This window comes from Natronobeatus ordinarius (assembly GCF_024362485.1).
Taxonomy (GTDB): Archaea; Halobacteriota; Halobacteria; order Halobacteriales; family Natrialbaceae; genus Natronobeatus; species Natronobeatus ordinarius.
The window spans coordinates 3,128,305-3,150,322 of sequence record NZ_CP101456.1 but is presented as its reverse complement, the minus strand read 5'-3'; the positions used below and the strand labels follow the sequence as shown (position 1 = coordinate 3,150,322).

Here is a 22,018-nt window from a genome sequence, read left to right as displayed (position 1 = left end):
CCTCCCAATTATATACGGTGTCGGATCTAACCTCGCCACCGAATGACCGGCGATAGCGAAGATCCGAACGCCGACGTACAGTATCACCTAGAGATCGGTCCCGGCGACGTCGCGGAGGCCGTCCTCCTGCCGGGCAACCCCGAACGAGTCGAGAAGATCGTCGCCTGCTGGGACGAGTACGACCACCGGGCGCACCACCGCGAGTATCGGACGGCGACCGGAACGTACGAGGGGACGCCGATCTCGGTCACCTCGACGGGCATCGGCAGCCCCTCGGCCGCCATCGCCGTCGAGGAACTCTGTCGCGTCGGCGCCGACACGTTCATCCGGGTCGGTTCCTGTGGAGCGATCCAGCCCGAGATGCGCGTCGGCGACCTCGTCATCACCACCGGCGCCGTCCGTCAGGAGGGGACGAGCGACGAGTACGTGCGCCCGGACTACCCCGCCAGCGCCGACCACGAGGTAGTCTGTGCGCTCGTCGCGGCCGCCGAACGGCTGGATTATGACTACCACACCGGGATCACGATGAGCGCCGACTCCTTTTACGCCGGCCAGGGCCGGCCCGGCTTCGACGGCTTCCGGGCCGCCGACTCCGAGGGGCTGGTCGAGGAACTCCGTGAAGCGAACGTCGCGAACATCGAGATGGAAGCCAGCGCCATCCTCACGCTCGCGAACCTCTACGGGCTCCGGGCGGGCGCCGTCTGCACCGTCTACGCCGACCGGAGCGGCGGCGAGTTCCGCACCGAGGGCGAGACTCGAGCCGCCGAGACCGCCTCGCTCGCCGTTTCCCTCCTCGCGAAGATGGACGAGGTGAAACGCGAGGCCGGCGTCGACCGGTGGCACGCGGGGCTCTCGATCCCCTAATCTCGGATCCGGACGATCCCCTCGTCGAACACCTGCCGATTCGGAATGATGTACTCTTCCGAGTCGGACTCCACTTTCGTCACGAAGAGGTCGACCTCCTGGACGATCCCTCGACGATCGCCGATCTCCACTCGATCGCCGATGCCGTACGGTTGCTCGAGCAGCAGGTAGATGCCGACGGCGCTCGAGACGACGAAGTCCTTGAACGCGTAGGCGCCGACGATGACGAGGCCCGCAACGTAGACGATCAGCAGGATGTACAGCGCGATCACCTGGACGTGGACTTGGTCCAAGGCGATGAGGAAGGTCACGTACAGCACCGAGTACTTGACGACCTTCGGGATGATCGACACTTCGGGGAGTTTCACCCCGCGGAGGTACTCGCTGACGTAGAGTTCGGCCTTGTCGGCGACGACGAAGCCGACGATGAGCACGAGCACCGCGATGAACACCTGCGGGACGAACCCGATGATCCGCTCCCAGAACACGTCCGTCTCGAGCAGCTGTGCGATGTGGATCGCCGTGATGATCGCGATGCCGTAGATGAACCACGAACTCAACCGGGCGACGATCTCGACGGTCGAGGTGCCGAGCGACTGGGCGGTTCGCTCGAACGGCGTCCCTTCGACGGCCTCCGGTACGCCCGCGGCACTCAGCAGCTGTTCGTTGAGCCGACCGACGAGGTAGCCGACGACGAACCCCAGCGCCAGGACCGCCAGCGCGATGACCGCTGGTTCGTCGATCAGCGTCTGCCACGTCTCCATGTCAGTACTCCTCCGGGTCGACCTCCAGGATGATCTCTCCACCCTTGAACGCCCGGACCATCCCGTCGCTCTCTGAAAGCACGATGGCGATCGCGTTCGTATCCCGGGTGATCGCGCCGCCGGCCATGTGGCGCGCGCCGAGCCCCTTCGGAATGTCGACCCCCTCCGCGGAGGGCTCGAGGTAGCGGTACGCCGAGACGATCTTCCCCGAATCCGAGATGACGAACGCGCCGTCGAGCCGGGAGAACTCCTTCAACATGACGTTCACGATCGGATCACCGACGTGCACGTGAGACTTCTCGAACGGGTTGTACGACAGCGGCCGGGACTTGTTCATCACTTTCCCCGCGTCGCCGACGATGAACAGCGCCCCCACCGGCTTTCCCTTCTGCCCTTTCTTGCCGAGCTCGATCGCCAGCTCGAGGACGGCCTTGACGACGCCCGTGTCCGCACGCGAGCGCGTAAACAGGTCGTAGATGCCAGTCTGCGTGTCGGAATCCACGCGCACGCGCGATACGGTGTCGATGCCGTCGCCGAAGACGCTCGTTGCACACGCCAGCTCGTCCCCATCGTCGACGAGGTCGGCGTCGAGACAGCCCTCGAGGCCGAACCGGATCCGGTCGGTGACGTCGTCGAACTCGATCGGCAACTCGACGAAGACGTCGGCCCCGACGGCGTTCTCCGTTCCCACGACGATCACCGGACACTCCTCGTCCTCGAGCGACTCGAACCGCTCGTAGTACGAACCGCTGGGCGAGAAGAGAAGCACCCCGTCGACGCCCGAGAAGAGGTCTCCGAACGCGTCGTCTAATCCGGCCATTGCTACTACAACCCGTTCCCGCTCGAATAAGCGTTGTGGACTGTCTGACGCGCGTCTGTCGATCCGCTCGTCGGCGACGCGGCGAAACAATCCCGCGGTGTGTCGTCGACGTGGCTGGCAGTGAGATACGATCACGGTTCGTGTAGATAGATATATACAATTCGTTCAGGATAGTATATAGATATGTCGCCCAGAACGCCCCTCCTGAACCCCCACGAATACTTCGCCGACCGGGACGATCCGTTCCCGACGGGGTTGCTCGTGTTCGTCCTCCACGTCGCCGTCGATATCTTGCTGCTCTTCGTACTCGTCCACCTCCTCTTCAGTCGGATCGAAAACCCACCGAAGGGGCTCCAGGGCGAACTGACGAACATGCTCGTCGGAGTCCTCCCTGTCGGGCTCTTGCTCTACGGGCTGGCGTGGCTCATCGTCGCAGCGATGATGCACGGGTTCATCGGCGGGTCGTCGACTGACGGCAGCTTCCGCGACGCCCTCGGTGTGGCCGGCTGGGCGTACGCCCCGGAGCTCATCACGGCACCTGCTACCCTGGGATTCACCTGGTACCAGCTCTCGCAGCTGCACCTCGACGGTTCGGACACGGCCCAGCTCGCAGCCGAACTCGAGGCCATCGAGAGCGCGACGTTCCACCCGGTTTCCCTTGCCATCCTCCTGTTGGTTACCGGCTGGAGTCTCTGTATGCTCGCGAGAGGGATTGCAGCGACGCACAACGTCTCCGTGTCCGAAACGCTCTTTCCGGCACTCCTGATCGGCGTGGGTTCGTTCCTTCTCGCGCTCATATAGCCTCCGAGTGCGCGAGTCCGAGTCCTCGAGTGGCCCACGTCGATCGTCCGTCGCTCCGTCGGCGAGCGAGCGGCTCGACACACTCGAGCGCTGTGACTTGCAGAATTTGAAGCACTCGTCGTGATGCTTCTCCTTGCGAAGGTGCTCGGAGAAGCATGCGCGGGACAGGATTCGAACCACGGTCGGACGTTCCGGGTCGCTCCCTTCGGTCGCTTCCCGGGCTGCGACCTCCCTGATTCGAATCCCGCCGTCGCGCAGACACGTCTCTCACGTTCGTTCGAGACGGTATGCGCGGGACAGGATTCGAACCGTAGCAAGACGGTCGCTCTCGTTTCACTCGAGCGCTGTGACTTGCAGGGTTCGAATCCTTCGTCGTGATGCTTCTCCTCGCGAAGTTGCTCGGAGAAGCATGCGCGGGACAGGATTCGAACCTGCGGACTCCTACGAGACAGCGTCCTAAGCGCTGCGCCGTTACCACTTGGCTACCCGCGCGCAGTTTCGGGTTCCCGCGAGCCGGATAAGAAGTTGTCGGTCCGCCTCATTCGTGGGTCACCGGCTCCTCCGGCGACCAGTCCGGCGGCACGATAAACGTCACGTGCTCGGGGTCACGCAGCTGGTGGAGCTCCGCCGCCTGTTCGGCCAGAGATCGATCTCGGTACGGCATCTCGAGTCCGCATCCAGTACAGACGAGTTTGCAGGTTGGTTCGTTCATCGAGGTGACACCGGGGCCATCCGGCGGTTGGCGTCGACGCAAGCTTGGTCGGCTCGAGCTATTAGTAATCGTCTCCTAGTGAAATCGGCGACGAACGGCCGGTTCAACTAGTCGTTCATAGATTTTCGGTGTGGCTGGGCGTCCGAACTGTTACCGGGCGTAGCTGATCGTTGTCAGAACAGTGTTTTCGACCCGAATTCCACCCGCCAGTGAGTCGACTCGAGCGATCCCGAAACGATCGGGACGAACGAGTGGCTCCCCGAGAGTATATGATTCACGGCCGACTACACGGCTGTATGTACAGCGCCCGCGACCGCGTCGAACACGAGGGCTGGCTCGAGGAACTCGAGCAGGTCGCCGATCGGCTCGAGCTCTCGACTGAGGCCCGATCGTGTGCACTCGATCTCTTTCTGGCCAACGTCCCCGACGCCGATCGGTCGAAGCAGGCCGTTCTCGCGGCCAGCGTCTATGCTGGATCGCTCGTCGCCGGCGACGGTCGCACACAGGGCGAAGTCGCTGACGCCACCGGCGTGTCCCGGCTGTCGATCCAGAAACGGTGGAAAGAACTCCTGGCGGCTGCCGGCCTCGAACCACCACGGTGGTAGTTCGTCGCGTTCGACAGGCGTAACAGGCTACTTCTACCGCGAAGTTCGCTACTTCCGGGGCATAAGCTCACGCTACGTCGAGAAACTCGGTGAACGGTTCTGGAAGCGGTACCCACGAACCAGCGCGTGCCGGGTAACCCCAATCGACGACGCTATCTCGGCTGGTCGGCCCCGCGGCCGTCGCGTTCGGGGGTAAGATTCCCGTGTTCGTCGATCTCCCCCTGTACGATACGGGTGCTCGAGATAATGTCGTCGTCCTCGGCGCGAACGTGTGGGACGACGACGATCTCGAGCGGATCGTATCCCCGTTCGCGGCGGAGCTCGTTGATTCGCTTGCCACCGTCGACGGTCTCCGGTGAGACGATCAGGTAGTCGAACTCCGGTTCGGTCGCGATCCCCGTTGGTTCGGTGAGCGTTCTGATCTCGAACGACCGGTCGCGTCCGTCGGCGAACGTTTCGAGTTCGGCCTCGAGGTCACGCGCTCGTTCGTCGTACGGTCTGACGTATCGATCGACGTGACGGGTCTTCGGTGCGAGTTCGTCGCTCGTCAGTCCGACGGTCACGTCCCCGAGTTCGAACGCCCGTTCGAACAGTCTCCGGTGGCCGTCGTGAACGGGGTCGAACGTCCCACCAAGCGCGACGTCCATACCCCACCCCACTGGTGCGGTGCGTATAAAACGGTCGAATCGGGCGAACGAGTGCTCCGGAACCCTCGGCACGCACGTGAACGGGGTTCGACAATCGTCGACTGTCCCTTTCGCATCGTTTTTAATAGCCGCCGACAGTGAGCTTATTTATGGGACTCGACGAGGATGCGCTGGAATACCATCGCATCGATCCACCAGGAAAGCTCGAGATTTCGACGACGAAGCCGACGAACACGCAGCGCGACCTCTCGCTCGCGTACTCCCCGGGCGTCGCTGCGCCGTGCATGGAGATCCACGAGGACGAGACGGGCGCCTACACCTATACCGCGAAGGGAAACCTCGTGGGGGTCGTCTCGAACGGATCGGCGGTGCTCGGCCTCGGAGATATCGGTGCCCAGGCGTCGAAACCCGTCATGGAGGGAAAGGGCGTCCTGTTCAAGCGCTTTGCCGACATCGACGTCTTCGACGTCGAGCTCGACGAGGCCGATCCGGACAAACTCGTCGAGGCGGTGAAGATGATGGAGCCGACGTTCGGGGGGATCAACTTAGAGGACATCAAGGCACCCGAGTGTTTCACCGTCGAGGAGCGCCTGCGCGAGGAGATGGAGATTCCGGTGTTCCACGACGACCAGCACGGCACCGCGATCATCAGCGGCGCCGCGTTGCTCAACGCTGCCGACGTCGCCGGCAAGGAACTCGAGGACCTCGAGATCGTCTTCTCTGGAGCGGGAGCGAGCGCGCTGGCGACGGCGCGCTTTTACGTCTCGCTGGGAGCGCGCAGGGAGAACATCACGATGTGTGACTCCTCGGGGATCATTACGAAAGCCCGCGCGGAGGCCGGTGACGTCAACGAGTACAAACGGGAGTTCGCCCGTGACGTCCCCGAAGGGAGTCTCTCCGATGCGATGGCCGGCGCCGACGTCTTCGTCGGCCTCTCGATCGGCGGGATCGTGAGCCAGGAGCAGGTCGCGTCGATGGCCGACAACCCCATCATCTTCGCGATGGCGAACCCCGACCCAGAGATCGGCTACCACGAGGCCAAGGAGGCCCGGGACGACGACGTCATCATGGCCACCGGCCGCTCTGACTACCCGAACCAGGTGAACAACGTGCTCGGCTTCCCGTTCATCTTCAGGGGGGCACTCGACGTGCGTGCGACGGAGATCAACGAGGCGATGAAAGTCGCCGCGGCGGAGGCGCTCGCAGACCTCGCCCGCCAGGACGTCCCCGACGCGGTCGTCAAGGCCTACGGCGACCACCCGATCCAGTTCGGCCCCGACTACATTATTCCCAAACCGGTCGACCCCCGGGTGCTGTTCCAGGTCGCACCGGCCGTCGCGAAGGCGGCGATCGAGTCGGGCGCGGCACGCATCGAGATCGACGTCGAGGCGTACAGAGAGCAACTCGAGGCCCGTCTCGGCAAGTCCCGCGAGATGATGCGCGTGGTCCTGAACAAGGCCAAGACCGATCCAAAGCGCGTCGCGCTCGCGGAGGGCGACGACGAGAAGATGATCCGAGCGGCCTACCAGCTCCAGGAGCAGGGCATCGCCCTGCCGATCCTCATCGGCGACGAGTCCGAAATCAAGCAGACCGCAGCGAACCTCGGGCTCGACTTTACACCCACGGTGGCCGATCCCACCGCGGGTGACTACGAAGAGTACGCCGACCGGCTGTACGAGCTGCGCCAGCGAAAGGGAATCACCCGCTCTGAGGCGACAGAACTCGTCCGGCGTGACACCAACTACTTCGGCAGCGTGATGGTCGAGCAGGGGGACGCCGACGCGCTCCTGACCGGACTGACCCACCACTACCCCTCGGCGTTGCGGCCACCGCTCCAGCTCATCGGGACCGAACCCGACGCGAATTACGCCGCCGGCGTCTACCTGCTCACGTTCAAGAACCGCGTCATCTTCGTCGCCGACGCGACGGTCAACCAGGACCCCGACGAGGAGGTGCTCGCGGAAGTGACCAAACAGACTGCACGGCTCGCCCGCCGGTTCAACGTCGAACCGCGCGCCGCATTGCTCTCGTACTCGAACTTCGGCAGCGTCGAAAACGAGGGGACGCGGAAAGTCCGGAACGCCGCCAGTCTGCTCAAAGGCGACGACGAGGTCGACTTCCCGGTCGATGGCGAGATGCAGGCCGACACCGCCGTCGTCGAGGAGATTCTCACCGACACCTACGACTTTGCCGACCTCGAGGAACCCGCGAACGTGCTCGTCTTCCCGAACCTCGAGGCGGGCAACATCGCCTACAAACTGCTCCAGCGGCTGGGCGGTGCGGAAGCGATCGGGCCGATGCTCGTCGGCATGGACAAGCCCGTCCACGTCCTCCAGCGCGGCGACGAGGTCAAAGACATCGTGAACCTGGCCGCCGTCGCGGTCGTCGACGCCCAGCAGACGGAGTAGCCGGGACCCGGGCGTCGACCGCGCACGGGTTGCCGCCGTCTGAACGCTATTTTCCGTGGCGCGACAGGGAGTCGTCATGCGCACGATCGACGCGCGGCCGGTCCGCTTCGGCGAACTCGCCGGTCCGCTCGCTCACAGTTCGACGATCTTCGACTGGCAGATCCGCGCGCTCGAGTACGTCGTCGCCACGTTCGGCTACGGCTTTCCCGACCTCATCGCCGAGGGGAAGATTCCCCACGCACCGGTTGCCGTCGACACCACCGTCCATCGCTACCCCGCGCTCGAAGACGTCGTCACCGTCGAGGTCGACCCGGTGGCCGTCGGCGAGTCGAGCCTCGAGTTGTGCTACGAGATGAGAGACGGGACGGGGGAACCGCTCTGGGCCGCGCGAATCACCCACGTGACCGTCGACGAGAACGGGGCGGCGGTGGCGCTCCCCGAACGGGTTCGCCGGAACGTCGCCGACGTGCTGGTCGACCGGGCTCCCGCGGTCGGTCCGGCGAAACTCCCTGACGACGACGCCGACGACGCCAGTGACGTCCTGGCGACCATCTCATCAACGGTTCCGATCCGCAGCCCCCACACCGAGGGCGTCTCGTGGGCCTACTTCGAGGAGTATCCTCGCTTCGCGACGATCGCCCTCGAGGAGTTTCTCGAGGAGCGTGGCTCGAGTCTGGCGGCGACGAGCGGCGAAAAACAGCCGTTCCGCATGGGCGACTGGCACTGGGAATTCCGCTCGCCGGTCCCGCTCGGGTCGACGCTCGCCGTCGAGGGCGACGTCCTCGCGGTGGACGAGGAGACGGTCCGGGTCGGCCACACGTTCACGTGCGACGGCAGGCTCGCCATCGAGGGCGTCACCGAGTACGGCTGTTTCGACCGGGCTGGCGAGCCGATCGCGTTCGACGGGGCACACCTGGAACCGTTCGACGCGTGACGGGCGCCGACACCGACGGCGCGAGCCGTCGCTGACGCAAAAGGTTGCATTCAAGTATTCGCCGGGACTGGTTCCGGGTATGCAAGACCAGGGACGCTCCACGCGAAAGCGAACGGGCGGTCGACTCAAGCACTTCCGAAACCGCAAGAAATCCGAACTCGGACGGCTCCCCGCCGAGACGCAGGTCGGCGAGCCCCGCTTCCGGACGGTCGGCGTCCGCGGCAACGGTCAGAAGGTTCGCGCGCTCGCGACGGACGTCGCGAACGTCAGCGTCGATGGCGAGACGGTGACGACGACGATCACCGACGTCGTCGAGAACGACGCCAACCCCAACTACGTCCGCCGGAACATCATCACCAAGGGCGCGGTCATCGATACCGACGAGGGCGAGGCGCGCGTCACCTCCCGCCCCGGCCAGACCGGACAGGTCAACGCCGTCTCCCTCGAGTGAGCGGCCCCGTTTTCTGTCTTCGAACGCGAATCGGTGAGCCGACGCGCTCTCGGTCTCGGTGAAACAGGTACTCTACCGACCGATTTGAACCCCGAGTCGTCTCTCTCCTCGATCCAGCTGGGTCCGACCCCGATCACCGCAGCGTCGTCGGGAGCGCCGCGAGCGACTCGAGTTCGTACGCTGCCCCGTCCGGCAACGGCGCATCGTGGTTGTGTGGACGACGGAGATACGCGGGCTCGAGCCCCGCCTTCCGGGCGGCGATCACGTCCGTCTCGCGGTCGCCGACGTAGATCCCGTCGGCGACCCCGAGGGCGTCCATCGTCTCGAGGAGATAGTCGGGCCGTGGTTTCCGGCGGCGAAATCCCTCGGGCGTCGGGTCGCGGCCGCGGACGGCGTCGAACGGGAGTTCGAAGTGCAATGCGACGAACTCGGCGGTCGCGTGACGGTTGTTGGTGACGAGCGCGAGCGTTACGTCGGCTCCGAGAGTCCGGACCACCTCGAGGTCGTCGTACGTTCTTCGCTCGCCCGATAAGAGACGAGCGTGAGTAATCTGTGAGGCGTGGGCTTCTTTCAGCCGCCAGAACTCCTTGGGATCGAGCTCGAGCATCGTACAGCCCGTCTCGACGTCCGCGTACTCGTAGGTGCGAAGCAGCCGCCTCGCGTCCACCGGCGCGTCGACGCCCAGTTCCTCGAGTGCGGCGTCGGCAGCCCGGTCGTAGACCGACGGGTCAGTGCCTCGACCCTCGAGGAGAACGCCGTCCATGTCGAAGAGAAGCGGTGGCGTCATCGGCGGTGACGATCGCCGACGGTCACGGCCGTGGGGCGGCCTTCTGGAGGGCGTTCTCGGCGATGTTGCCGCCGTAGTCGGCGCTGCGGGAGAGCGAGTCGACGATCAGCCCGAGCGACTGTGCCTGGACGGGGTCGAGCTCCCTGAGCATGTCGTCGATCGTCCGGGTGTGCTCGTCGACGTCGATCACCGACTCGATCGCGTCGTGGGCCAGGCGGTTCGCCTCGTCGGTCTCCTCGGCGAACAGTGCGTCCATCGACTTCTCGAGGATGTCGGCAGCGTCGTCGTGGAGCTCCTCGAGCGCTACCGCAACGTCGTCGGGGATCTCCTCGAGTTTCAGCGCGAGCTTGCTGATCTTGACGGCGTGGTCGGCGACGCGCTCGAGCTGGCGGGCGCTCGAGTGGTAGTCGAAGCAGTCTTCCCGGGAGACGCCGAGCTCCTCTGCTGCCCGGGGCGAACGCAGCGTCGCCCGGAAAATTCGCGAGACGACGAGCCAGAGGCGGTCGACGTCGTCGTCGCGCTCGATGACGTCGCGGGCGACGTCGTCGTCGTTCTCGATCAGCGAGACGAGCGCGTCCTCGAGCATCGAGGTGGCGATGAGACGCATCCGCGTGACGGCGTTGACGATCGAGAGCTCCGAGGAATCCAGTAAGTCCTGAATGACGACCTTGTCGGTCGTCTCCTCGAGCACCTCGACGCCGACGAGGTTCTGGGTGGCGTCCCTGATCGCCCGTCGCTGCGCCGTCGTGATCCGGCCCGCCTCGAGGGAGATGATGTCGAAGCCGCTGACGTACATCGTCATCACAGCCCGGACGAGGCGTTCGTCCTCGAGGCTCGAGACGTCGAGGGTTCCCCGTTCCCGTTCGATTTCGCTCTGTGGGGTCAACAGCAGGGCGTCGTCCTCGGGGTAGAACTCGACGGTCGTGCCGGCGCTGACGTCGTTGTCGGTCGCCCACGTCTTCGGGAGCGAGACGGTGTACGTCGAACCACCGGTCACCTGGACCTTGCGCGTCTCCATGCACCGTAGTTTTGAACGAGGGAATATAAATCCACTACAATCTATAGAGACGATTGGAAAACGGGAGTACTCCGCAGTAACACACGATATACTGGTGTCGGAGAACGAAAAAGACGACGCCCATCCACCCAGACAACGGTTGTCGAACATACTACTATATAGAAAACATAGTAGGGTATTTAGAGACGGTATCGTCAATAGGTTACCGATGGGAAACGAGCCGACACCGGGGCACGCCGGGGGGATCTCCCGTCGGCGCGTTCTGCTCGGTACCGCAGGAGCGACCCTGGTGGGACTGGCAGGGTGTATTACACGAGGTGAGGATAGCGGGTTGTCGGGGGAGATCCGGATGGACGGAAGCAACACCGTCCTCCCCCACGGTGCCATCGTTTCTGAGGAGTTCATGTGGCGGAACAACCGCGTCGACATCCCCGTCAACGGCTCGGGGACGGGCGCGGGATTCCAGCGATTCTGTGCGGGTGAGACGCACGCCCAGAACGCGAGCCGAACGATCCTCGAAGACGAGCGCCGACTTTGCGAGACTAACGACGTCGAGTACCTCGAACTCGAGACGGCGCTCGACGGCCTCGCGGTCTTCGTCAGTCCGGAGAACGACTGGTGTGACTGTCTCACCGTCGAAGAACTGAGCCGAATCTGGCAGTCGGGATCCGACGTCGAGACCTGGAGCGACGTTCGCCCGGACGACCCGGACTTCCCCGACGAGGAGATCGAACTTTACGGTCGCGATCCGGCCTCGGGGACGTTCGACTACTTCACCGAGGCGATCAACGGCGAGATCGGCGACATCCGTTCGGACTACTCCGCGAGCGCTGACACGAACGTGATCGTCCGTGGCGTCCGCGGCGGCCCGCACACGATCGGGTTCGGGGGTGCCGGCTACTACTACGAGAACGAGGAAGACCTCAAACTCATCGCCGTCGACGACGGCGACGGCTGCGTCGAACCGACGCGCGAGACGATCGAATCCGGTGAGTACACGCCGCTGACGCGACCGCTCTTTACGTACTTTCGCACCGACCTGTTCGAACGCGAGGAGGGGCGGGCGTTCGCCCGCTTTTTCTTCCAGGAGATCGACGACGTGGCGGCCGAGGCCGACATCGTCGAACCTGGCGAGACGCTGACCTGGACGCAGTGGGGTGCTCGCCGGGTCGGCTACTACGCGATCCCCGACGAGACCGTCGACGCGGAGCACGAGAAACTCGAGAACGCCATCGCGGGGGTGGTCGCGTGAGCGGCACCGACCGAACTGTCGACATCGCTCGCGGAAACGGCGGAGTCGCAGACCGAACGGATTCCATCGTTCGATACGTGTTCCTCTCGTGTGCACTCGTGACGATCCTCACGACGCTCGCCATTATCGGCGTCCTGGTCGCGGGATCGGTCGAGTTCTTCCAGCACGTCTCGATCGTCGAGTACCTCACGGGAACCGAGTGGTCGCCGGTCATCCGTCCCCAGAGTTACGGCGTGTTGCCGCTCGTGTGGGGGACGCTGGTGATCACGCTCGGATCGGCGCTCATCGCGATCCCCGTCGGGACGGCCACGGCGATCTACCTCTCGGAGTACGCCGACCCGGAGATCCGGAAGGTCATCAAGCCCACGCTCGAGGTCCTCGCCGGGATTCCGACGATCGTCTACGGCTTCTTCGCGCTGTCGTTTATCACGCCGATCATCCAGCAGTTCTTCCCCGAAACGGGGACGTTCAACGCGGCCGCCGGCGCGATCGTCGTCGGGATCATGATCATCCCGATGGTCTCGAGCCTGAGCGAGGACGCCATGTCCTCGGTGCCCGACGACCTCAGAAACGCTGCCTACGGCCTCGGCGCGACGAAGTTCGAGGTGTCGACGAACGTCGTCGTCCCCGCCTCGCTGTCGGGCGTGATCGCCTCCTACATCCTCGCGCTCTCGCGGGCCATCGGGGAGACGATGGCCGTCACGCTCGCCGTCGGGATGACCCCACAGATCACGGCGAACCCGCTCGAGTCGATGCAGACGATGACCGCGTACATGGTCCAGATCGGCATCAGTGACGTCTCGGTGGGCTCGATCGGCTACCAGAGCCTGTTCGCCGTCGGCCTGACGCTGTTCGCCATGACCCTCGCGATGAACCTGTTCAGTATGTGGATCAAATCGCGCTACCGGGAGGAGTACCAATGAGCACCGAGAATCCCTTCGCCGAGTCGAGGGGCGACATCGAACGCAAGCGCACGATCGGTCGCGCCTTTGTCGCCGTCTGCTTCGCCTCGACGCTCGTCGGCATCGTCGCCCTCGTCGCCCTGCTCGCCGACGTCATCTACGAGTCCTGGGGCTGGGTCACCTGGGAGTTCCTCACGTACCCGCCGTCACAGGCCGTCGAGAACTTCCTGCCTGACGGGCGAGGAGCCGGCATCTACCCTGCCATCGTCGGCTCGATCTTTCTCATCGCGCTGACAGCCGTGTTCACGATCTTCCTCGGCGTCGGTGCGGCGGTCTACTTAGAGGAGTACGCCCCCGAGAGTCGACTGAAGTCGTTCATCGAGGCGAACATCGCCAACCTCGCCGGGGTCCCCTCGATCGTCTACGGGCTGCTCGGGCTGGCGATCTTCGTCCGCGCGATGCAGCTGGGCTCGAGTCTCATCGCCGGTGCGCTCACGCTCACGCTACTCATCCTCCCTATCGTCATCGTCTCGACTCAGGAGGCCCTGCGTGCAGTGCCCGACTCCCAGCGGCAGGCGGCCTACGGCGTCGGCGCGACGCAGTGGCAGGTCACCCGTGACGTCGTCCTTCCGCGGGCGCTGCCCGGCATCATGACGGGGACGATCCTCTCGCTCTCCCGGGCGATCGGCGAGACGGCGCCGATCCTGATGGTCGGCGCGTCGACGTCGCTGTTCGTCGCCCCCGACGGCCTCACCAGCCCGTTCAGCGCGATGCCGATGACGATCTTCAAGTGGGCCACCCTGCCCGAGGCCGAGTTCCAGCACATCGCCGCCGCTGGGATCGTCGTCCTGCTCACCATCCTGTTGCTGATGAACGCGACGGCAGTCCTCATCCGCAACCGGTACGATCCGCGAAGCTGATCGCCGCCACGAATTTTCACACCCTCGTTCAGGTCTTACCGGACGAACGGCCGGTCTTCGCAGCCACCAGTACGCCACTCGAGTGAGACCTGCCGAAGAGTGAGACCCACCGAATACTCAATAGCAGTATATAGATGTCATAGTAGCCTATTTACTCGAGAGCCCGGTTCGTTCACTCGATGGCAGACGAGACGTTCGACGGGCGACGTGACGCGTCCTCGTGGCGGTACCGTTTCGCAACAGGTAACTTCCGTAGCGCCCTGTCTCCAGTAACTGCATGACCGCTGATGGAGGTGGATCCGAGACCGTTCCGCGGGCCCAGTCGGGTTCGATCGGTGAGGAGACGACCGACAGAGACTACACCGCTGGCTCCCCTCGCGTCGACGAGGCGGTCATCGAGTCGCGCGACCTCAAGGTGTTTTACGGCGACGACCAGGCGCTTCAGGGGATCGACATGGATATCCCCGAAACGCAGGTGACGGCGCTCATCGGCCCGTCGGGCTGTGGTAAGTCGACCTTCCTCCGGTCGATCAACCGGATGAACGACCTCATCGACGTCGCCCGCGTCGAGGGTGACCTCTACTTCCACGGGAAGAACATCTACGACGACGACGTCGATCCCGTCGCCCTCCGCCGAAAGATCGGCATGGTCTTCCAGAAGCCCAACCCCTTCCCCAAGAGCATCTTCGACAACGTCGCCTACGGCCTGCGCGTCCAGGGGAAAGACGACGACGTCGAAGAGAAGGTGCTAACGGCACTCGAGCGCGCCGCCTTGCTGGACGAGGTCGAAGACCGACTCGACGAGTCGGGACTCGAACTCTCCGGCGGCCAGCAACAGCGGCTGTGTATCGCCCGTGCGATCGCGACCGACCCCGAGGTCATCCTCATGGACGAGCCTGCCTCCGCGCTCGACCCCGTCGCGACCTCCCAGATCGAGGATCTGGTCGAAGAGCTCGCCGAGGAGTACACGGTCGTCATCGTCACCCACAACATGCAACAGGCCGCCCGCATCTCCGATAAGACCGCCGTCTTCCTCACCGGCGGCTACCTCGCGGAGTTCGACGATACCGCGAAGATCTTCGAGAACCCCGAGAGTCAGCGCGTCGAGGACTACATCACCGGCAAGTTCGGCTAACCGGGTTCGGCCAACCGGCCACCACTAGCAATCGGTCGTCGGTTCGACGTCTGGTACCTGTTTCCATCAGTGCTGTGAGAGTACCTGCGGGTTCGATCGTCGGTTCTCGAGTCCGCCTCGAACTTCGTCTGTAAAACCGGGCGGAAGCCGCGACGGCGTGCTCCGACGCGCTCGAGGTGAGTACCGACGCGTTCGATGCGGGAGCTGTTTCGCTGCGAGCAGTGTGTCTCCCGTTTCAGTTGTTACTATATCCGTTCAGACGTCCGCTCGGCGATCTTCGAGTTCTGGCCGAGAACCGTCGTTCACGAAATTCTATATCACGGTATGTGGTTTATCGGGTGGCTAGTCGCCGCTGTCGGCTGACCGAGGACGAACGAGTGGCCCTCGACGCGAGCCCGAACTCCGCACACTCCGCTGGTGTCTGTGGACGCAGACCACCAGTTCGACGCCGATCGGGCCCGTACCGAAGCGACCGCGAGTCGGACGACGTGTCACCGAACCGGTTCGCCCGCGCGTGCGTACTACCGAGCCGGTTCGGGATCGACGGTCGACCACTCCCCGGCGAACCGCGCACGAGTGGACGGTTGTCTCACGGGAACGACGATGAACGACCGAACCTGTGGTTTTCAGTGAATGAGGTGAGCGCAACATACATCACCACCGGGGAGTGTGTCACATTCATGGCCAGGAAATCGTACCAGGAACAACTCACGGAGCTCCGCGAGGACGTCTGTTACATGAGCGAGGTCGTGATGGAGCGGCTTCGGATGGGGCTCGACGCCCTCGACCGCAAGGACGAGGAGCTCGCCCAGGAGGTGATCGAAGGCGACGGCGAGGTCAACCGGATGTACCTCGACTTAGAGCAACAGTGTATCGGGCTGCTGGCGCTCCAGCAGCCGGTCGCGAGCGACCTGCGCTTTATCGCCTCCTCGTTCAAGATCATCACTGACTTAGAGCGGATCGGCGACCTCGCGGTGAACCTCGGCGACTATACGAAAGCGTCCGAACGCGACCTCTTCCCGGACGTCGACGTCCAGGCGATGGGTGAACTCACCCTCGAGATGGTCGACGACGCGATGCAGGCCTACGACACCGGCGACGTCGACGCCTGCCGGGAACTCGCCGTGCGTGACGACGACCTCGACCACTTCGCCGAGCGCGCGAGCGAGATCGTCGTCCGCGACCTCATCGAACGCGAACTCGAGTCCCCCGCCGAAGTCGAGATCCTCCTCCAGGACGTCTCCCGGCTGTTGCTCACGATCCGTGACCTAGAGCGCGTCGGCGATCACGCGGTCAACATCGCTGCCCGGACGCTATATATGGTCGAGAACGACGACGAACTCATCTACTGACTCGAGTCGTTCGGTGTAACGACGGTTTTCACCGTGTGCTCGGACGAACCTTGCCGTGAGAGCCACTGCTCCGTCGCTCGAATCGCAGGGTTGGTTCTCAGCTGGTCCCCGACGGGGCGAAACGTGGGTACAACGGCAGGGCCGCCGTTCACGAGCGAGGTCGCCGTTCTATCGAGCGTAACCGACGGTCGCACCACAGCTGAGAATAAATGGTATATTGCGATATCAATTCGAGGAGGTGAGCTCACACGATCGCGGGGTAAGAAACCGGACAGGGAGGCGAGTCGATCAGAGATACGGCCGGAGCAGGTCGCCATCGTGGAGGTTTCCGGGAATCGTCTCGAACCACCGCGCCGCCTGAATCTCCCCCTCGGCCACACCCAGCTGTGACGCGTCGGGAATCTCACCGTCAGCGGTCGCCGAATAGACGGCCTGCAGTGCCGAGAACTGTGGGTCGCCGTCGGTTTCGGAGACGTAGGTCTGCTCGAGCGCGACGAGCGGCCCCTCGAGGGTTGCCTCGAGACCCGTTTCTTCACGCACCTCCCGTCTAGCGGCCCCAGCCGGCGTTTCACCCGGTTCGACCGCGCCGCCGGGGAGGAACCAGCCGTCGGTCCAGTCGTTTCGGACGAGTGCGATGCGTCCGTCTGGATCTCGAACCCGGGCCAGCGTAGCGAGTCCAGTCCCGTCGATCGCCCACCCCCGCAGCGAGGCCAGCGTCGATGCTGGAAGCACAAGCGTCTGTCGAACGCGCGGGACGTCGGGAGCGATGTCGTCGGATTCGATCATGCGTCCGTTCGCTGGGTCGACTCCTTTCTTTCTACGGGTCGCCTGTCGACCCGCCGAGCGGCCATCGGTTTCATCAGTAAACCGTTCGTTTCGTTCCGTTCGGGGTGCATACTCACCCGTTCGAGGAACGCGTTCCGTTCGAAAATCACGGTCACGTCGACGCGGTTCGAACGAGCGCCCGAACGAAGTCGACCGCCTCGAGCGCCGTCGTTCCGAAGACGTACGTGATCGGTTCGATACCGAACGCGCCACGGTGGTAGATGACCCGTGGAACGCGACCCTCGTCGTCGAATCGCTCACAGAGGTGCGCGGCACGATCCTCGTAGTCGGGGTCGAACTCGAGTGGCTCGCAACCGAGTTGTCGGGCGGCCTCGAGGAGACTGTCGTCGGTGGCGACGTTCACGGCACCGCGAACGGTGGGGTCGACCGTCGAGGCGGCGAGCACGGCGGTCGAGACGTTCCTCGAGGCGCCGAACTCGGGATTGGCCGGGACCTCGACGCGACCGCCCACCACGTAGATCCGCCCGGGGATCGCTGCGACGTCGGTGACGTCCGCCGCGTCTGGCAGTGCCGTGCCGACGTTGGTTCCGACGTTCGGGACGTACGCGTCGAAATCGGCCGTCGCCGCGAGCGTGCGCGCGGCTTTCCGAACGTCTGCGAGGACGTCACGTTCGGCCTGCACGTCGGTGTCGATCCCTCGGACGCACAGATCACAGCCGAGCCCCTCGAGTGCTGGCATCTCGGCTTCGTGGAGTTCACAGATCGGGCCACGATCCTCGAGCCGTCTGATCAACGAGAGCAGTTCCGCGAGTGCGTCGTAGCCGTCCATCGAACCGTCCGCGAGTCCGTCGGCGATCAGTTCGACGGTCGCGACGGTATCCGGATCGGCTCGAAATCGGTCGTCGCCCGTCGCCTCGCCACCGACGTACTTGCTGACTGCTGCCTGTGTGACCCCGAGGTGGGTCGCGATCTCCTGTTGGGTCAGTTCTCGGTCGGCCAGCCGTGTGGCGAGCATCGCTCTGACCGTCGGCAAGAATCGGTCGACGACGAGTTCACTCGGCAACACTAACGACATGACTCGCCGTTGGCCTGGAACTGTGATAAAACCGTCCGAGGGACGCAAGCGGTCGGTGGGAGACGACCGGCGAGGTCTGGCAGTGGCGACCACACAGCCACGAGTGGTCGCGAACGGTGATCGAGCATGAGTGAGTTCGGGAGACAGTTACATCTCCCTTGACTGACGATTCGTGAGAATCGTTTGCCACCGGCACTCACAGGGATCGGTCAGTTGGCGGTACGTCGCGTCGTCGTCTCGCAGACGACAGTCATACTGTATGCGTGTCCAGTATTAAAGCTACCTTTTGAGGATAATTCGACTCTGTAGACCGGATGATGTGTTTTCCTGAAGTATTGTCCCGTGATAGTTGGACAAGAGTGTTTGTTGCCCTAGTTGCGGAGTGAATAATTCACGACTGTCGATCCGAGGCTACGGATCGATCTCCGTCGGTGCCATTCGGCTCGAGAGTTCCGCGTTCACGAGCGCGGCGTGGCTTCGCCGAAGTCGTTCCGAGAGCGCCTGATGGGAGACGTCGAGTTCCGCGGCGAGTTCTTTCAGCGTCACTTTCCGCGGGACGTCGAAGTAACCGAGTTCGTACGCCGTGACCACCGTCTCGTACTGGGTCTTCGTCAGCGGCGACCCCTCGCCACAGGCGCCGTCCATCGTCGCTACCCGCGTCACCGTCGCGCCGAACTCGTATCGCTCGAACAGTCCGTGGGCTACAGACAGCGCCTCGCGATCGTGAAACAGCAGCGTGAGCGACCACGTCCCGTCGCGTCCGGACGCCTCGAGGATCGCGCCGGCGTTCTCCGAGACGAGCTGCTGGAAGAGCTTCACCGTCTGTCCGAACGCCAGCCGGTAGAGCCAGCGGCCGCCACCGGCATCGGTCAGCCGTGCGATCACCTCGACGCTCGCATCGTCCTCGAGCGCCGACTCGACAGCCGCCCGATCGGCACCCGACACCCAGACCAGCGGCGGCGCGTCGCCGATCATCCCGCCGATTCGAAACTCGAACGTCGGCACCCGTTCGAAGGTCTCTGAGAGACCGAACTGTGCAGCCGGTATCTCGAGTTCGACGACGGTCGTCATTATTGGAAACCACCACAAACTCGTATAGACGGATTGTGATAGCGACAGGGTTTCCCGCCACCATTCTGCCCTGAACGTCCACGCTGGAAGATCATCTCTTCAGCGTGAGAAACCACGCCGGCCGAACGTCACCGACACAAACAGTCGATCCGGATCGGGCGCAGCGCATATCCGCACGAGGGCCGTACCCGAATCGATGATTCAGGTCGGCGTCGTCGGTGCGGGTGTGAGCGCGAGTGCGCTCACGTTCGCCCTCGATCAGCACGGTTCGGACGCAGCGGTGACGATCCTCGAGAAGTCTCGCGGCGTCTGTGGCCGCGCAGCGACCCGTCGCCGCGGCGACGTGACGTACGACTACGGAGCGAACTACGTCACATCGGCCGACGACCGCGTCACTGACGTACTCACGAACGACCTCGACACCGACGGACTCGTCGACGTGATCGAGCCGATCTGGACGTTCGACCGGGACGGCACCGTCTCCGAAGGACGAACCAAAAACGAGCACAAGTGGACCTTTCGATCGGGACTCACCCAGCTCGCCAAACGGTTGCTCGAGCCGACGGACGCAACGGTCCACCGCGGAACGCGCGTCGAACGGATCGAACGCCTCGACGACGGCTGGCGGCTCACTGACGCCGACGGGACCGCCTGGGGGCCGTTCGACGTCCTCGTGTTGAACCCGCCCGCCCCACAGACCGCCACGCTCCTCGAGACGGCCGACTGGGACGCCGCCGTCCGGGACGAACTCGCGGCTGCCGCGAGGGCTGTCCCGTACCGGACGGTCTGGACAGCCGTCCTCGGATACGAGTTCGAACTCGAGGTGCCCTACTACGCGCTCGTGAACGACGACAAAGCCCACGAGGTCGGCTGGATCGCCCGCGAGGAGTGCAAACCCGGACACGTTCCGGACGGCGAGTCGGTCCTCGTCGTCCAGGCGAACCACGAGTGGTCGACCGAGCGGTACGACGTACCGGCGCCAGCGAACGTCGCCGAACTCGCCGAACTGACCACGTCGATTCTCGACGACGAACGCCTGACAGCGCCCGACTGGACCGACCACCAGGGCTGGCGCTACGCGCTCCCCGAGGCGGCTGTCGATCGCGGCCCGCTCGTCGAGGCCGAAACGCACGGTCTCTACGCCGTCGGCGACTGGATCCCCGGCGAGGGCCGCGTCCACGCCGCACTCAGAAACGGCCTCGAGACCGGCGACCGACTCGCGAACGAGTATTGATCGTCGACGATCTCTCCTCTCGAGAGTCGAGGCTGGTGCCGGGTTCGACCTCTCGGGCCGACCGAAGCCACGTCTCTGACGAGCCGAACCGACCGTCCAAATCGCTCGAAAGCCACATTCGCCCCGGGTCCGGAACGCTGATACACTGCACCACTAAATCGCTGACAGGTGACGACGATACACGTGCGCTATCTCTCGGTTCTCAGCCGTGAAGCACGGCGTCTCTGGAGCGATGGTCGCGGACCGATTCTGCTCGTAATCGCCGCCGGGTGGCTCCTCTCACTCGGCGTCAGGATGATCTATCCCGTGATGCTGCCGTACCTCCGGGACGCCTACGGACTCGATCTTACGACGGCGGGCTTCCTTTTGACCGTCCTGTTCATCGCCTACGGGCTCGGACAGTTCCCTGGCGGGGTGCTCGCGGATCGATTCGGGGAGAAGGCGATTCTCATCCTCAGTTCGGCCATCTCCGTGGGCACCCTGGTCCTGATCGTAACCGCGCGATCGACGCCGGTCCTCTTTCTCGTGACGGCGCTGTTCGGTTTCGGCGTCGCACTGTACGCCGTCGCCCGCTACACCATCCTCGCCGATCTCTACCCCGACCAGCTCGGTGCCGCAAACGGCGTCACGTCAGCAGCCGCCGACGCCGGCCAGTCGCTCCTCCCGCCAGTCGCCGGCTTCATCGCCGTCGCCTTCGCCTGGCAGTACGGCTTCGGCTTCGCGATCCCGCTGTTCGCCCTTGCCGCGATCGCCCTCTGGGCAGTCGTCCCCTCCGGACGCGCGACCCCGTCTCCACCAGCGGAGACTTCCTCGCTCGAGTCCGCGCGCACCGTCCTCTCGGGAATCAACCGCCCGCCGGTCCGCTACGGGACGGCGTTGCTCTTGCTCGGCGTCACGGTCTGGCAGGCGTTCACCGGCTTCTACCCGACGTACCTGATCGACGAAAAGGGTCTCTCGGGGACGCTCGCCGCCGTCCTGTTCGGGCTGTTCTTCGGTCTTGGGGTCGTCGTCCAGCCCCTCTCGGGTGCCGCCTACGACCGAATCGGCATCAAACGGTCGCTGCTGGTCGTGATGGGTATCTCCGGGATCGGTCTCGTGGTGTTGCCCGTCCTCGAGGGATTCTGGCCCCTCGTCGCTATCACGGTCGTCCTGAGTACGATGCTCGGGTTCGCGACGATCACGCAGTTACACCTCATCCTTTCGCTCCCCGAAGAGATCCAGGGGACCGGCTTCGGGCTCCTCCGAACGGTCTCGTTCACGATCGGGGCGGTCAGTCCTGCGCTCTTCGGCGCCGCCGCCGATCGGGGCTTCTTCGACGAGGCGTTCCTGGGTCTCGCCGTACTGGTCGGCCTGATCGTGGTTCTCGGGCTGGTAACACCAGCAGCACAGGCTACCGAATCAGACCGACCCTCGAGCTGAGGCGATACCCCCAGTCGTTTCATCGCTGCTCGGTCTTGCAGACGAACTCGTCCTCAGAGAA

General features: G+C 64.3%; 22 protein-coding genes and 1 tRNA gene. 13 read left to right on the top strand and 10 right to left on the bottom strand.

The features are described from left to right. Positions 1–42 precede the first annotated feature (42 nt). Positions 43–864 (top strand): nucleoside phosphorylase, encoded by an 822-nt coding sequence (locus tag NMQ09_RS15995; RefSeq protein WP_255191582.1) that lies wholly within the window; start codon positions 43–45, stop codon positions 862–864. Here the strand turns inward: NMQ09_RS15995 and NMQ09_RS15990 are convergent. Further along, the gene (locus NMQ09_RS15990) at positions 861–1,628 is read right to left on the bottom strand and encodes a mechanosensitive ion channel domain-containing protein (RefSeq protein WP_255191581.1); all 768 of its coding nucleotides are present in this window, start codon (positions 1,626–1,628) and stop codon (positions 861–863) included. The two genes, NMQ09_RS15995 and NMQ09_RS15990, sit on opposite strands and share 4 nt — an antisense overlap. 1 nt (position 1,629) lies before the next feature. Beyond that, positions 1,630–2,448, bottom strand: coding sequence for a diadenylate cyclase DacZ (dacZ, locus tag NMQ09_RS15985; RefSeq protein ID WP_255191580.1), 819 nt, complete (start codon positions 2,446–2,448; stop codon positions 1,630–1,632). Between the two features lie 183 nt (positions 2,449–2,631). Between dacZ and NMQ09_RS15980 the strand changes: the two genes are divergently transcribed. Beyond that, entirely contained in the window at positions 2,632–3,249 is a 618-nt protein-coding gene (locus NMQ09_RS15980) for a YIP1 family protein (protein WP_255191579.1), read from the top strand. Positions 3,250–3,659: 410 nt separating this feature from the next. On the opposite strand, the gene NMQ09_RS15975 is transcribed toward NMQ09_RS15980, so the two are convergent. Continuing rightward, a tRNA-Leu gene (locus NMQ09_RS15975) sits at positions 3,660–3,741 on the bottom strand. Between the two features lie 46 nt (positions 3,742–3,787). Further along, positions 3,788–3,961 carry a hypothetical protein gene (locus NMQ09_RS15970; protein ID WP_255191578.1) on the bottom strand — a complete coding sequence of 58 codons (174 nt, stop codon included), beginning with the start codon at positions 3,959–3,961 and terminating at the stop codon, positions 3,788–3,790. 296 nt (positions 3,962–4,257) lie between these two features. Between NMQ09_RS15970 and NMQ09_RS15965 the strand changes: the two genes are divergently transcribed. Next, positions 4,258–4,566 carry a transcription initiation factor IIB family protein gene (locus NMQ09_RS15965; RefSeq protein WP_255191577.1) on the top strand — a complete coding sequence of 103 codons (309 nt, stop codon included), beginning with the start codon at positions 4,258–4,260 and terminating at the stop codon, positions 4,564–4,566. Between the two features lie 152 nt (positions 4,567–4,718). Here NMQ09_RS15965 and NMQ09_RS15960 read toward each other — a convergent pair whose 3' ends face one another. Continuing rightward, positions 4,719–5,213, bottom strand: coding sequence for a phosphopantetheine adenylyltransferase (locus tag NMQ09_RS15960; RefSeq protein ID WP_255191576.1), 495 nt, complete (start codon positions 5,211–5,213; stop codon positions 4,719–4,721). A 149-nt stretch (positions 5,214–5,362) separates the two neighbouring features. Between NMQ09_RS15960 and NMQ09_RS15955 the strand changes: the two genes are divergently transcribed. From NMQ09_RS15955 to NMQ09_RS15945, 3 genes are all read left to right on the top strand, one after another. After that, entirely contained in the window at positions 5,363–7,621 is a 2,259-nt protein-coding gene (locus tag NMQ09_RS15955) for an NADP-dependent malic enzyme (RefSeq protein WP_255191575.1), read from the top strand. A 76-nt stretch (positions 7,622–7,697) separates the two neighbouring features. Beyond that, positions 7,698–8,555, top strand: a complete 858-nt coding sequence (locus NMQ09_RS15950) for a thioesterase family protein (RefSeq protein ID WP_255191574.1) — start codon at positions 7,698–7,700, stop codon at positions 8,553–8,555. A gap of 79 nt (positions 8,556–8,634) precedes the next feature. After that, on the top strand, positions 8,635–9,006 hold the full coding sequence (locus tag NMQ09_RS15945) for a 30S ribosomal protein S8e (RefSeq protein WP_255191573.1): 372 nt from the start codon (positions 8,635–8,637) through the stop codon (positions 9,004–9,006). A 133-nt stretch (positions 9,007–9,139) separates the two neighbouring features. On the opposite strand, the gene NMQ09_RS15940 is transcribed toward NMQ09_RS15945, so the two are convergent. Continuing rightward, positions 9,140–9,793 carry an HAD family hydrolase gene (locus tag NMQ09_RS15940; protein WP_255191572.1) on the bottom strand — a complete coding sequence of 218 codons (654 nt, stop codon included), beginning with the start codon at positions 9,791–9,793 and terminating at the stop codon, positions 9,140–9,142. A 22-nt stretch (positions 9,794–9,815) separates the two neighbouring features. Beyond that, complete coding sequence (locus tag NMQ09_RS15935) at positions 9,816–10,811, bottom strand: phosphate uptake regulator PhoU (RefSeq protein ID WP_255191571.1); 996 nt, start codon at positions 10,809–10,811, stop codon at positions 9,816–9,818. Between the two features lie 208 nt (positions 10,812–11,019). Here NMQ09_RS15935 and NMQ09_RS15930 point away from each other — a divergent pair, with 208 nt between their 5' ends. From NMQ09_RS15930 to phoU, 5 genes are all read left to right on the top strand, one after another. Then, complete coding sequence (locus tag NMQ09_RS15930; protein ID WP_255191570.1) at positions 11,020–12,063, top strand: PstS family phosphate ABC transporter substrate-binding protein; 1,044 nt, start codon at positions 11,020–11,022, stop codon at positions 12,061–12,063. Next, positions 12,060–12,986, top strand: coding sequence for a phosphate ABC transporter permease subunit PstC (pstC, locus tag NMQ09_RS15925; protein WP_425607244.1), 927 nt, complete (start codon positions 12,060–12,062; stop codon positions 12,984–12,986). Before NMQ09_RS15930 ends, pstC begins: the two co-directional genes overlap by 4 nt. After that, complete coding sequence (gene pstA, locus NMQ09_RS15920; protein ID WP_255191569.1) at positions 12,983–13,885, top strand: phosphate ABC transporter permease PstA; 903 nt, start codon at positions 12,983–12,985, stop codon at positions 13,883–13,885. Before pstC ends, pstA begins: the two co-directional genes overlap by 4 nt. Positions 13,886–14,162: 277 nt before the next feature. Continuing rightward, a complete protein-coding gene (gene pstB, locus NMQ09_RS15915) occupies positions 14,163–15,020 on the top strand; it encodes a phosphate ABC transporter ATP-binding protein PstB (RefSeq protein WP_255191568.1) in 858 nt (285 codons plus the stop codon). A 680-nt stretch (positions 15,021–15,700) separates the two neighbouring features. After that, on the top strand, positions 15,701–16,372 hold the full coding sequence (phoU, locus tag NMQ09_RS15910) for a phosphate signaling complex protein PhoU (RefSeq protein ID WP_255191567.1): 672 nt from the start codon (positions 15,701–15,703) through the stop codon (positions 16,370–16,372). Positions 16,373–16,660: 288 nt separating this feature from the next. Here phoU and NMQ09_RS15905 read toward each other — a convergent pair whose 3' ends face one another. The 3 genes from NMQ09_RS15905 to NMQ09_RS15895 all read right to left on the bottom strand — a co-directional run bounded on the left by NMQ09_RS15905 (position 16,661) and on the right by NMQ09_RS15895 (position 19,304). Continuing rightward, positions 16,661–17,158 carry an NUDIX hydrolase gene (locus NMQ09_RS15905; protein ID WP_255191566.1) on the bottom strand — a complete coding sequence of 166 codons (498 nt, stop codon included), beginning with the start codon at positions 17,156–17,158 and terminating at the stop codon, positions 16,661–16,663. A 151-nt stretch (positions 17,159–17,309) separates the two neighbouring features. Continuing rightward, positions 17,310–18,233, bottom strand: a complete 924-nt coding sequence (locus tag NMQ09_RS15900) for a thiamine-phosphate synthase family protein (protein ID WP_255191565.1) — start codon at positions 18,231–18,233, stop codon at positions 17,310–17,312. A 411-nt stretch (positions 18,234–18,644) separates the two neighbouring features. Further along, entirely contained in the window at positions 18,645–19,304 is a 660-nt protein-coding gene (locus tag NMQ09_RS15895; protein WP_255191564.1) for a helix-turn-helix domain-containing protein, read from the bottom strand. 196 nt (positions 19,305–19,500) lie between these two features. Here NMQ09_RS15895 and NMQ09_RS15890 point away from each other — a divergent pair, with 196 nt between their 5' ends. Continuing rightward, positions 19,501–20,538, top strand: a complete 1,038-nt coding sequence (locus NMQ09_RS15890; RefSeq protein ID WP_255191563.1) for an NAD(P)/FAD-dependent oxidoreductase — start codon at positions 19,501–19,503, stop codon at positions 20,536–20,538. Between the two features lie 168 nt (positions 20,539–20,706). Beyond that, complete coding sequence (locus tag NMQ09_RS15885; protein WP_345781269.1) at positions 20,707–21,957, top strand: MFS transporter; 1,251 nt, start codon at positions 20,707–20,709, stop codon at positions 21,955–21,957. Positions 21,958–22,018 lie beyond the last annotated feature (61 nt).

Bases quoted from the DNA above. Each gene is read 5' to 3' on its own strand.
- NMQ09_RS15945 (WP_255191573.1), top strand. From the start codon at position 8,635: ATGCAAGACCAGGGACGCTCCACGCGAAAGCGAACGGGCGGTCGACTC.
- NMQ09_RS15950 (WP_255191574.1), top strand. From the start codon at position 7,698: ATGCGCACGATCGACGCGCGGCCGGTCCGCTTCGGCGAACTCGCCGGT.
- NMQ09_RS15905 (WP_255191566.1), bottom strand. From the start codon at position 17,158: ATGATCGAATCCGACGACATCGCTCCCGACGTCCCGCGCGTTCGACAG.
- NMQ09_RS15940 (WP_255191572.1), bottom strand. From the start codon at position 9,793: ATGACGCCACCGCTTCTCTTCGACATGGACGGCGTTCTCCTCGAGGGT.
- NMQ09_RS15995 (WP_255191582.1), top strand. From the start codon at position 43: ATGACCGGCGATAGCGAAGATCCGAACGCCGACGTACAGTATCACCTA.
- pstB (WP_255191568.1), top strand. From the start codon at position 14,163: ATGACCGCTGATGGAGGTGGATCCGAGACCGTTCCGCGGGCCCAGTCG.
- NMQ09_RS15890 (WP_255191563.1), top strand. From the start codon at position 19,501: ATGATTCAGGTCGGCGTCGTCGGTGCGGGTGTGAGCGCGAGTGCGCTC.
- NMQ09_RS15980 (WP_255191579.1), top strand. From the start codon at position 2,632: ATGTCGCCCAGAACGCCCCTCCTGAACCCCCACGAATACTTCGCCGAC.
- NMQ09_RS15955 (WP_255191575.1), top strand. From the start codon at position 5,363: ATGGGACTCGACGAGGATGCGCTGGAATACCATCGCATCGATCCACCA.
- NMQ09_RS15900 (WP_255191565.1), bottom strand. From the start codon at position 18,233: ATGTCGTTAGTGTTGCCGAGTGAACTCGTCGTCGACCGATTCTTGCCG.
- NMQ09_RS15960 (WP_255191576.1), bottom strand. From the start codon at position 5,213: ATGGACGTCGCGCTTGGTGGGACGTTCGACCCCGTTCACGACGGCCAC.
- pstA (WP_255191569.1), top strand. From the start codon at position 12,983: ATGAGCACCGAGAATCCCTTCGCCGAGTCGAGGGGCGACATCGAACGC.
- phoU (WP_255191567.1), top strand. From the start codon at position 15,701: ATGGCCAGGAAATCGTACCAGGAACAACTCACGGAGCTCCGCGAGGAC.
- NMQ09_RS15990 (WP_255191581.1), bottom strand. From the start codon at position 1,628: ATGGAGACGTGGCAGACGCTGATCGACGAACCAGCGGTCATCGCGCTG.
- NMQ09_RS15970 (WP_255191578.1), bottom strand. From the start codon at position 3,961: ATGAACGAACCAACCTGCAAACTCGTCTGTACTGGATGCGGACTCGAG.
- NMQ09_RS15965 (WP_255191577.1), top strand. From the start codon at position 4,258: ATGTACAGCGCCCGCGACCGCGTCGAACACGAGGGCTGGCTCGAGGAA.
- NMQ09_RS15930 (WP_255191570.1), top strand. From the start codon at position 11,020: ATGGGAAACGAGCCGACACCGGGGCACGCCGGGGGGATCTCCCGTCGG.
- NMQ09_RS15935 (WP_255191571.1), bottom strand. From the start codon at position 10,811: ATGGAGACGCGCAAGGTCCAGGTGACCGGTGGTTCGACGTACACCGTC.
- NMQ09_RS15895 (WP_255191564.1), bottom strand. From the start codon at position 19,304: ATGACGACCGTCGTCGAACTCGAGATACCGGCTGCACAGTTCGGTCTC.
- dacZ (WP_255191580.1), bottom strand. From the start codon at position 2,448: ATGGCCGGATTAGACGACGCGTTCGGAGACCTCTTCTCGGGCGTCGAC.